The sequence below is a fragment of the Halobacterium jilantaiense genome, from assembly GCF_900110535.1.
In the GTDB taxonomy this organism is placed as follows: Archaea; Halobacteriota; Halobacteria; order Halobacteriales; family Halobacteriaceae; genus Halobacterium; species Halobacterium jilantaiense.
Map to the genome: position 1 here is coordinate 2,236,872 of NZ_FOJA01000001.1, position 9,676 is coordinate 2,246,547.

Below are 9,676 nucleotides of genomic sequence, written 5' to 3' on the forward strand. Positions count from 1 at the left end.
AGTCGTTGGGATTACACCGGGGTAAATCCCCCCAATCGTTCCCGGACTGTGGTGCCCGCGGAACCGGTAGACAGTAAGCCGGCCAGTTCGTACCGCCCGGCAATGGTCGCGGGTGACTGGCGCGAACGAATCGACGACACCGACGCACGCCTCATCGACGAGTACCAGAGCGGGTTCCCCGTCCGCGAACGCCCCTTCGAGGCGGTCGCGGCGGCACTCGACACGACTCCCGAGGACGTCCTCGACCGGGTGACGCGGCTCCGCGAGGAGGGCGTCTTCCGGCGGTTCGGCGCGGTGCTGAATCCACCCGTCATCGGGTCGTCGACGCTCGCCGCCGTCTCGGCTCCCGGGGACCGCTTCGAGGAGGTGGCCGAGGTCATCAACGGCTACCGGCAGGTGAACCACAACTACGAGCGCGCCCACGACTACGACCAGTGGTTCGTCGTGACGGCGGGCAGCCGCGAGAAACGCGACGAGATTCTCGCCGACATCGAGGAGCGCACGGGCTGTGAGGTGCTGAACCTCCCGATGCTCACGGACTACTACATCGACCTGGAGTTCCCGGTGGTGAACTCCGACCGATTCGCTCGCGAGTCACTCGACAGTACCGACGTGGACGCGACGAACATCAGCGAGAACGCGACCGGCGACCTCTCCGCGCTCGACGCCGACCTCCTGCTCGCGATTCAGGACGGCTTCCCGCTGTCCGCCACGCCCTATCAGGATATCGCGGACGACATCGATGCCGACGTGGACGACGTGCTGGACGCGGTCGAACGCCTGCTCGCGGACGGCTGCATCAAGCGCGTTGGCTGCATCGTCAACCACGTCGTCACCGGCTTCGACGCCAACTGCATGGTGGTCTGGGACGTTCCCGACGACGAACTCGACGAGCGCGGCGTCGCCGTCGGCCAACTCCCGTACGTTACCCTCTGCTACCATCGGCCGCGGCGACCCGGCCAGGACTGGCAGTACAACCTCTTCACGATGATTCACGGCCGCGAGAGCGACGCGGTCGACGAGAAAATCGACGAACTCGCGGCCGACCACCTGCCGTTCGACCACGAGCGACTGTACAGCGAACGAACCCTCAAACAGACCGGCGCACGCTACGACGACCTCGTCGGCGAGTGACCGCCCGCCGCGGACTGTTCACTCCTTGGCAGTGACGTAGAGAATCGGCGCGACGACGAGCAGTGCGATGCCCAGGAAGCGGTACGTAAACACGCTGTCGCCCATCAGCGTCTCCGGAACGACGAGGAGCAACAGCCCGAACAGGACCCCGTTGGCGGAGACGACCTTGCGGCTACCCAGCGGCAGCGTCCCCACGACGGAGAGCACGAGCAGCAGGACCAGCACCTGTCCGAGGTGGTAGTTCGCCAGGAAGTCGTCGATGATTGGCAGGGGAGTGAACAGCATCGTTTGTCGGAATTCGCCGCGAAATCCCCTTTAAGGTTCCGTTCCGCCGCTCGCCCCCGAGAGATCCAGCGGGCGAATCCAGTTGTACCAGACGACGACCACCATCGTCGCGTACCCGCCGTACCACGCCACCTTCGACGCGGTCTCCAGGCCGGCCTGATAGAGCAAGTAGTTCGCGATGCCCGGGAGAACGACGCCCGCGGCGAGTACCGCGCCGAGTTTCACGCGCTCGTCCATGGCGGGGGTTCGGGCCGAGGACGCGTGAATGTCTCGGTCTCGGAGGGCGTAAAGCAGGTCAGTGCGGGTTACACAGGCCGCGGGGACCGAGCGAGCACTGCTGCTCGCGATTTCGGGGGGCACGCCGGAGCGGGGGCGTGACAGGGGGTGGGCCGAAAGCTCCGGCGCGGTCAGGGGCACGGGCTCCGAACGGAACCCATCCGCTCGTTGTCCCCGGTAGGTAGTCAAACCCCCGCGTAGTTGCAGCGGCTGCGAATCCCGGCCTGTCGGCCTGCTCGGCCGGCTACAGCCCGAGTTGGCGCGCCATCCACTCCTCGCCGGCCTGCCCGAGCATCTCCTCGAAGTCACCGAACGACGTCCGGTCCGCGACGTAGTCGTCGAACTCGGCCTGCGGAATCGCCGCGAACTCCGCCCGGGACGACACGTCCCACCGGCTGTCCTCGACGAACGCCTCGAAGGTTTCCGCGTCGGTGTGACGCGTCATGAACGACGGCGGGAACACCGCCGCGAGCGCGTCGCCGTCGTCGCTGAGCGCCGACGCCCGGTCGTGGAGTTCGTCCACGACCGCACTCACGTCACCGAACTCCTCCTCGCCCGAAGTCATAGCCCCACCCTCGCACTCCGACGTGAAAACCGTTGCTGCCCGTCTGACGGCGGGCTGACTGGGCGGGTCCGTGTCACTCGTGACGCGCAGCATCCCGCTGCCCGACTCACCCCGCGGTCGAGGACTCGACCCGGCGTGCGTCTCGAACGACTCAGCATCCGGCACTGGCCGCGTGCCTGAGCCTAAACGATTAGCCAGCGGCGCTTTCCGTGTTCCGCCCGTCACCCTACCCATGGTGACACACGAACCGTCGACGAGTCACGCGGCGTCCACACGCCACGAAGCCCCGGGACCGGACGCCGAGTCGACGCCGACCGCGGACTCGCACGCGGTGTTCGCCCACCACGACCCCCGGCGACAGGGGCCCTGAACGTATGGTAGACGAGCCAGTCGCCCCCGAACCGGGGGAGTGGCGGCAGGTCACGCAGACACGGTACGACCCGGACCGCGACGGCGAACTCGGCACGGAAATCGTGTATGCCGTCGCCGAGACGAAAGACGCCGACCCGCTCGACCACGACGAACTCCCGGTCCTCCACGACACCATCGACGCGGAGTTCCTCGAAGCGTCAGTCGTCGACTCCACTGACGTCCCGAACACCGACGACTCCCGAAGCCACGCCTCCTTCGAGTACGCGGACTGCCTGGTCACCGTCGAACACGACGGCTGGATTACCGTCTACGAGCGACAGTAGCGACCCACAACGAGCGTCGACGGGGCGCTCGCGACGCCGACCGCTGTAACTGGTGCCGACCGAACTCCCCGTGGGTACGCGAACCGCCTGTCGACACGGCAGTCGCTCGCGGCCGAGAAGACGGGAGAAGTGGGTCAGTCCGGATTTGAACCGGAAGCCTCCACCTTATCAGAGTGGCGCTCTACCTAGTTGAGCTACTGACCCGCGCACTTCGGCGTAGTCCGGTGGTACAATTAAGGGTTTCCTTTCGACACCGCGACGCCGGCGGGCGTTACCGGCGGGGGTCGTCGCGGTCTTCGTCCTCGAATTCGACTTCGTAGGCGTCCTCGTCGAGGTCAACGGTGTCGTCTCCGGTGTTCGCGCTGCCACCGAACATCCCACCGCTGCCAGCGCCGCCTGAACCACCGCTGCCCGAGCCGCCCGGGCCGAACGGTCCGCCGCTCGCGCCGTCGTCGCCACCGGGGAATCCGAACGTGTAGACGTTCCCCGTGGCGAACCCGCCGGTCTTCGCGTCGATTTTCGGCGTGACGTACCGCTTCACGGCCCAGCGGAATCCCACGCGCGTCACGGGGAACACGATGAGGAAGCCGAGCGCGTCGGTCACGAGCCCGGGCGTCAGCAGGAACGCGCCCGCGGCGATGAGCAGCCCGCCGTCGACGAGTTCGTCGGTCGGCGGCTTCCCCTTCGCCAGCGACTGCTGGATGCGGGCGAGCGTCGCCCGCCCTTCCGCCCGCACGAACAGCGTCCCCAGGAGCGCAGTCAACACCACCAGCGCCACGGTGACCTGCCAGCCCAGCTCGCCCGCAACGAACACCAGGAAGATGGCGTCCGCCAGCGGCACCAGCAGGAGCGCGAGGAACATCCACCGGAAACGAGGCATGGCCGTGGTTTGCCGGGCGTGCCTGATAGCCTTTCTGGACGGTGATAGTTCGGGGCTCGTTCAGTCGGCTGGTCGCCATCGCAGTCCTGCAGGGGCTCGTTTCGCTCGGTTCGAAACGGTTTCCCGGAGTCGTCGCCGAACGTGGGTATGAGCGAGTCCGAGGACGGGACGCGCGTGGAGTGGCGCGAGTGGGGGCCGGAGGCGTTCGCCGAGGCGAGCGAGCGCGACGTGCCGGTGCTGGTCGCCGTGGCGGCCGAGTGGAGCGAGTCCTGCCGGGCGATGGACGAGCGCACGTACGCCGAGCCGCGCATCGCGGCGAACGTCAACGACGATTTCGTGCCGGTGCGCGTGGACGCCGACCGCCGTCCCCGGGTGCGGGAACGATACAACATGGGCGGCTTCCCGTCGACGGTGTTCGTCACGCCCGAGGGCGAACACATCGCGGGCGCGACGTTCCTCGAACCCGAGGGGTTCCGGCAGGTGCTACAGCGCGTTCGGGAGACGTGGGACGAGAAGGGCGAGGACGCGGGCAGCGTGCCGCGCGCGCTGGCGGGCGGCGAGCCGCCGGCAGCGCCCGTCACGGGCGACGTCGAGCGCCTCGTCGCGGGCCAGCTCGGCGACCAGTACGACGAGGAGCACGCGGGCTGGGGGACGAGTGAGAAGTTCCCGCTGCCGGAGACGCTGTCGTTCGCGCTGAAACGCGACCGGGAGCGCGCGCTTCGAACCCTCGACGCGGTCCGCCGTCACCTCGCGGACGACGACGGCGGCTTCTTCCGGTTCGCGCACGCCCGGGACTGGTCGGACCCGCAGGCGGAGAAGACGCTCTCGGTGAACGCCAGCCTGCTCGCGGCGTTCGCGCACGCCTACCTGCACACGGGCGAGGACGAGTATCTGGACGCCGCCGACGGCGTCGTCGACTACCTCACGGGGACGCTGTGGACGGGCGAGGCGTTCGCCGCCAGCGAGACGCCCGACGGCAGAATCGACGAGACGGCGTACGCCGACGGGAACGCGCTCGCCGCCGAGGCGCTCCTGACGCTCGCCTCCTACACGGACGACGACCGCGCGCGGCGGTACGCCGAGCGCACGCTCGACTACCTCGGCGAGGAACTGGTGGACGGCGCGACGGTCCGGCACTCCGCCGGCGAGGACGCGCCGACGGGCCTGCTCGCGGACCGCGCCCGCGTCGTCGGCGCGTTCGCGGCGGCCGCCCAGGTGCTCGACCCCGACTACCTGGACACCGCGCGCACCGTCGCCGACGCCGCCATCGACGACCTGCAGGACGCCACCGGCGCGTTCACTGACGGCCCCCAGACCGGTGCCGGGCTGCTCGACCAGCCGCTCCGACCCGTCGACGACACGGCGGCGATGGCGGACGCGCTCGTCGACCTCCACCACCTCACGGGCGACGACCGCTACCTCGACTCGGCCCGCGACGCCGTCTCGGCGTTCGCGGGGGCCGCCGAACGCATGGGCGTTCAGGTCGCGGGCTACGCGACGGCCGCCGCCCGCGTCGCCGACAGTCCGCTCGTCGTCCGGGTGGCCGACGATCCGGGCAGCGACCTCCACCGCGCTGCGCTCCGCATGGCCGACCACGAGAAAGTCGTCGCGGCCGACGCCGACGGCGACCCGGGAACCGCGTGGCTGGAGACCGACGAGGGCGCGACTGATGTCGTCGACTCCCCGGCCGCGCTCGCCGAACTGGTCGCCGACTCCCGGTAGCAACCGACCGGTACTGACGCCTCTATACTGCTCTCAATCGGGTTTCAAGGTCGATGGACGCGTAGCGGCTGGTGATGCCCCAGCACCCCGTCGACGACCCGGACGAGGTCGACCAGCTCCTCGGCGACCTGCCGTACGTGGTCGTGCAGCGGCCGCCGACGCGCGACGAGGACCGATGACGCCACGCGGTCCGGTCCTCGCGCGCCTGAATCGACCTCGGGCGGCGAACACGCGTCTGGCGGTCGTGGCCGACCCCCACGTCGCCGACGGCCACGAGGGAACGTGGAAGGTTCTCCACCGGACGGCCGACCGGTTCGCCGGCGCGCTCCGCGACGCGGCCGCCGTCGGTGCCGACGCCGTCGTAGTCCCCGGCGACCTCACGCGGGACGGCCACCCGGACGAGTTCGAGCGCGTGGACGCGCTTCTGGCGGACAGCGACGTCCCGGTTCTCGCTGTCCCCGGGAACCACGACGTGCCGAAGGCGACCGACAGCCACGAGACGCCGCCGGTCGCGGCGTTCGGCGACCGGTACGCCGGCGGCGGCTTCCCGGCCGTCCGCGAGGTCGGCGGGCTGACCGTCGTCGGCGTGAACACCGCCGGCACCGGCGGCCGCCTGACCGACACCCACGAGGGCGACCTCACGGCCGACCAGGTCGCTCGCGTGGACGACGCGCTCGCGGAGGCCGGCAACGCCGTCGTTGTCGGCCACCACCCGCTGACCGGACCGGCGGCCCACGAGAGCCCGATGCCGCCCGCGCCGCTCCACCCGCCGATGCAGTCGGCCGGCGCGCTCGCCGCCGTCCTCGACCGCCACGACGTACCACTCGCCGTCACCGGCCACAACCACTGGCCGTCGCTGTCGGACCTCGGGGACACCTGGGAGCTGGCCGCGCCCGCCGCCTGCTCGCTGCCGCCGGCGATGCTCGTGATCGACGTCACGCCCACCGGAACGACCGTCTCGCTGGTGCCGCTCGCGGACCGAGAGGGGCTCGAAGAGGCGTACCTGCACGCCACCGGGGGCTCCGAGCGGGCCCGCGCCATCGCGGACCGCGTCGCCGCCGGCCACCTCGACGCGCTGCCGTTCGTGGACTGTCACGGCGGCCCCGACACCCGCCAGGACGCCGACCACGCCCGCGGCGGCCTCGTCGACTGAGCCGCCACAGCTGTCCTTCCCAGGCGCTGGGAACACGGTCGAAAGCGTTCGGGAGTAGGTAGAGGGAGCTGGTGTCGAGACCTTCGCGTATGTCGGCAGAGGCAGCGACAGACACAGACGACGAACCGTGGCCCCAGCGCCTGCTGGACAACATCTGGGTGCTGGCGCTGGCGGCCATCATCTACTTCGTGGTGTCGTATATCGTGTGGGGGATGGTCGACCTGGCGACGATTCCCACGGGGTGACCACGGATGAGCTCGCCACTCGACGACCCCGACGGCAACTGGTGGGACCGGAAAGTCAACCGCCGCGAGACCATCTGGCTCGGGCTCTCGGCCGGCTGGGCGGTCAGCCTCTTCGGCTGGATGCTCGGCTGGACGGAGTTCGGCGACCAGAACAACATCGGCCAGAACTACGAGGTCTCTCCGGAGCGCTACCAGCAGAAAGTCTCGGCGTTCAAGGACGCGGCCGGCACGCTGTCCGTCGACGACGAGGACTACCTCGTCCCGGACGGTGAGGACATCTACGTCGGCGCGTTCCAGTGGGGCTTCGACGGCCTCCCGGTCGTGGTGCGGCCCGGCGAGACGTACAAGATCCACCTCGGGACGTACGACGTCCAGCACGGCTTCAGCGCGCGCAACGAGTCGAATCTCAGCCAGCAGATATCGCTCCAGATGATTCCCGGCTACGAGTGGGTCCTGGAGATGTCCTGGGACGACCCCGGCACCTATCAGGTGGTCTGCAACGAGTTCTGCGGGAACGGCCACCGCTCCATGCACGGGACGTTCCTCGTGGCCGACCACGAGGCGGTCGAGACGGGAACCGACGCCGGTGACGGCCAAGAGTCGGAGCCATCGGGCCCGTACGGCGGCTGGCTCACGTCCGACGAGACCGGCGGCGCTGCCGACACTTTCGAGTCAGTCGTCGACGAGACTGGCTCGTCGTCGGTCACCGTCGAGGTCGGCGCAGACGGCAACGGCGGCCCGTTCGCGTACGCGCCCGCCGCCGTGCGAGTCGACCGGGGGACGACCGTCACCTTCGACTGGGTCTCCGCCGGCCACAACGTCGTGGTCGAAGACGCCCCCGACGGCAGCGACTGGAGCGGGGTCGACTCCCTCGACGGCGAGGGGTACACGCACGAACACACGTTCGAGACGGCTGGCGTCTACAAGTACTACTGCGACCCCCACCTGCGAAACGGGATGAAGGGCGTCGTGGAGGTGGTGTAGATGTTCGGATTCAGCACCTACGAGTACGACAGCGACGGCTTCCGGGAGTGTGGCGTCACCGGCCTCCGCATCCACAAGTCCGCGGAGGACATGGTGAAACTGTACGGGCTCACGGCCATCGTCGCGCTCGTCGTCGGCGGCCTGTTCGCCGTCGCCGTCGCAATGACGCGCTGGGAGGCCGTCGGCATGCTCGACCCCGGACGGTTCTACAAGTACCTGAGCATGCACGCCTGGAACCTCCTCATCTTCTGGATGGTGTTCATGGAGATTGCCATCCTCTACGTCGGCGGGCCGTTCGTCCTCGGTCGCCGGCTCTCGCTGCCGTCGCTCGCGAAAGTCGGCTACGGCCTGATGCTGCTCGGTGCAATCGGCGTGAACGTCGCCATCTTCGTCACGTCCCCGCCGAACAACGCCCCGCTGCTCACGTCGTACGTGCCGCTGCCGTCGTCCTGGCAGTTCTACCTGTTCGCCATCGTGTTCCTGCTGGGCGCGGTCGTCGCGGCGCTGCCCTTTTTCGCGACCATCTGGTGGGAGCGTCAGGACAACCCCGAGAAGACGCTGCCGCTGGTCGCGTTCGGCGCGTTCGTCACGTCCATCATCGCGCTCGAAGCGCTGCTCGGCGGCCTCATCACGTACGTCCCGACGCTCGCCTGGCGGGTCGGCGTCCTCGAGAGCCTCGACCCCGTCTGGTACCGCCAGATGTACTGGATCGTCGGCCACGGCACCCAGCAGATCAACCTCGTGGCGATGATCGTCATCTGGTACTTCCTCACGCACGTCCTCGGGGGTGCGGAGGTCGCCTCCCAGAAGGTCTCCCGCATCGCGTTCGTGATGTACCTCTTCTTCATCAACCTCGGCGCGGCCCACCACCTCATGTCCGACCCCGGCGTCTCGGCGGGCTGGCGGCTCTGGAACACCTCCTACTCCGCGTACGGTGCCGTCGTCGCCTCCATGATTCACGCGTTCGCCATCCCCGCCGGTCTGGAAGCCGGCCGGCGCGCGAAGGGCAAGGGCGGCGGCCTCTTCGGCTGGCTCTGGTCGAGCCCCTGGGACGACCCCGGCTACTCGGCGACCATCCTCTCCATCGTCCTGTTCGGGTTCCTCGGCGGCATCACCGGCGTCATGATGGGCCAGATGCAACTCAACATGACCTGGCACAACACGCTCGCCGTGCCCGGCCACTTCCACGCCACCGTCGTGCTCGGTACGACGCTCGCGTTCATGGGACTGGGCTACTACGTGCTGCGGCTCGTCTTCGGCCGGGACTGGGTTCTCAAGCCCCTCGCGAGAATCCAGCCCTACCTCTACGCGGGCGCGATGGCGCTGGTCTGCCTGATGATGATGTACCTCGGCGTGCTGTTCGGCGTGCCCCGCCGTCACCCCTCGGTGATGGACATCCCGGGCACCGAGTTCAGCTTCGAGGCCGCACAGCCGTTCTTCGCCGTCTTCGGCGTGTCGGCCGTTCTCGCCATCGTCGGCGGGGCGCTGTTCGCACTCGTCGCCGTCGGCACCCTGCTGTTCGGCGACCGATTCTCCGTCGACAGCGCCCGCGTCGGTGACGTCGACCGCGTCGCGGCCGACGGCGGTGACGAAGACGACGCCGTACACGACCAGAGCATGCGCGGGACGTTCGTGCTGACGCTCGTCTTCCTCGCGACGTTCGTCGTGCTGACCGCGCTCAACTGGTACCTGCTCTCGAACACCTGGCAGATCGGTGCCTGACGAGGGCACCGAGAC

Annotated in this window: 12 protein-coding genes and 1 tRNA gene; 8 read left to right on the plus strand and 5 right to left on the minus strand. The window is 69.0% G+C overall.

Annotated elements, in window-relative coordinates; translation table 11 throughout:
• The first annotated feature begins 102 nt into the window (after window positions 1–102).
• Complete coding sequence (ahbB, locus tag BMW35_RS11580) at window positions 103–1,134, plus strand: siroheme decarboxylase subunit beta (protein WP_089669597.1); 1,032 nt, start codon at window positions 103–105, stop codon at window positions 1,132–1,134.
• Window positions 1,135–1,152: 18 nt separating this feature from the next.
• Here ahbB and BMW35_RS11585 read toward each other — a convergent pair whose 3' ends face one another.
• From BMW35_RS11585 to BMW35_RS11595, 3 genes are all read right to left on the minus strand, one after another.
• Window positions 1,153–1,419, minus strand: a complete 267-nt coding sequence (locus BMW35_RS11585; RefSeq protein WP_089669598.1) for a DUF8006 family protein — start codon at window positions 1,417–1,419, stop codon at window positions 1,153–1,155.
• A gap of 30 nt (window positions 1,420–1,449) precedes the next feature.
• On the minus strand, window positions 1,450–1,656 hold the full coding sequence (locus BMW35_RS11590) for a DUF7996 family protein (RefSeq protein WP_089669599.1): 207 nt from the start codon (window positions 1,654–1,656) through the stop codon (window positions 1,450–1,452).
• 283 nt (window positions 1,657–1,939) lie between these two features.
• On the minus strand, window positions 1,940–2,260 hold the full coding sequence (locus tag BMW35_RS11595) for a hypothetical protein (protein ID WP_177170832.1): 321 nt from the start codon (window positions 2,258–2,260) through the stop codon (window positions 1,940–1,942).
• A gap of 232 nt (window positions 2,261–2,492) precedes the next feature.
• Between BMW35_RS11595 and BMW35_RS15675 the strand changes: the two genes are divergently transcribed.
• Window positions 2,493–2,630, plus strand: coding sequence for a hypothetical protein (locus BMW35_RS15675; RefSeq protein WP_177170833.1), 138 nt, complete (start codon window positions 2,493–2,495; stop codon window positions 2,628–2,630).
• A gap of 4 nt (window positions 2,631–2,634) precedes the next feature.
• A complete protein-coding gene (locus tag BMW35_RS11600) occupies window positions 2,635–2,955 on the plus strand; it encodes a HalOD1 output domain-containing protein (RefSeq protein WP_089669600.1) in 321 nt (106 codons plus the stop codon).
• 130 nt (window positions 2,956–3,085) lie between these two features.
• Here the strand turns inward: BMW35_RS11600 and BMW35_RS11605 are convergent.
• Window positions 3,086–3,159 (minus strand) — tRNA-Ile (locus tag BMW35_RS11605).
• Between the two features lie 67 nt (window positions 3,160–3,226).
• Entirely contained in the window at window positions 3,227–3,835 is a 609-nt protein-coding gene (locus BMW35_RS11610) for an FxsA family protein (RefSeq protein WP_089669601.1), read from the minus strand.
• 147 nt (window positions 3,836–3,982) lie between these two features.
• On the opposite strand from BMW35_RS11610, the gene BMW35_RS11615 reads away from it, so the two are divergent.
• From BMW35_RS11615 to BMW35_RS11630, 5 genes are all read left to right on the plus strand, one after another.
• Window positions 3,983–5,557: a DUF255 domain-containing protein gene (locus BMW35_RS11615; RefSeq protein WP_089669602.1), complete on the plus strand. Its 1,575-nt coding sequence runs from the start codon at window positions 3,983–3,985 to the stop codon at window positions 5,555–5,557.
• Between the two features lie 175 nt (window positions 5,558–5,732).
• Window positions 5,733–6,710 (plus strand): metallophosphoesterase family protein, encoded by a 978-nt coding sequence (locus BMW35_RS11620; RefSeq protein WP_089669603.1) that lies wholly within the window; start codon window positions 5,733–5,735, stop codon window positions 6,708–6,710.
• Between the two features lie 89 nt (window positions 6,711–6,799).
• A complete protein-coding gene (locus tag BMW35_RS15680; RefSeq protein ID WP_177170834.1) occupies window positions 6,800–6,955 on the plus strand; it encodes a hypothetical protein in 156 nt (51 codons plus the stop codon).
• Between the two features lie 6 nt (window positions 6,956–6,961).
• Window positions 6,962–7,939, plus strand: coding sequence for a halocyanin domain-containing protein (locus BMW35_RS15910; protein ID WP_245708172.1), 978 nt, complete (start codon window positions 6,962–6,964; stop codon window positions 7,937–7,939).
• Window positions 7,940–9,661 carry a cytochrome c oxidase subunit I gene (locus BMW35_RS11630; RefSeq protein ID WP_089669604.1) on the plus strand — a complete coding sequence of 574 codons (1,722 nt, stop codon included), beginning with the start codon at window positions 7,940–7,942 and terminating at the stop codon, window positions 9,659–9,661.
• The last annotated feature ends 15 nt before the right edge of the window (window positions 9,662–9,676 follow it).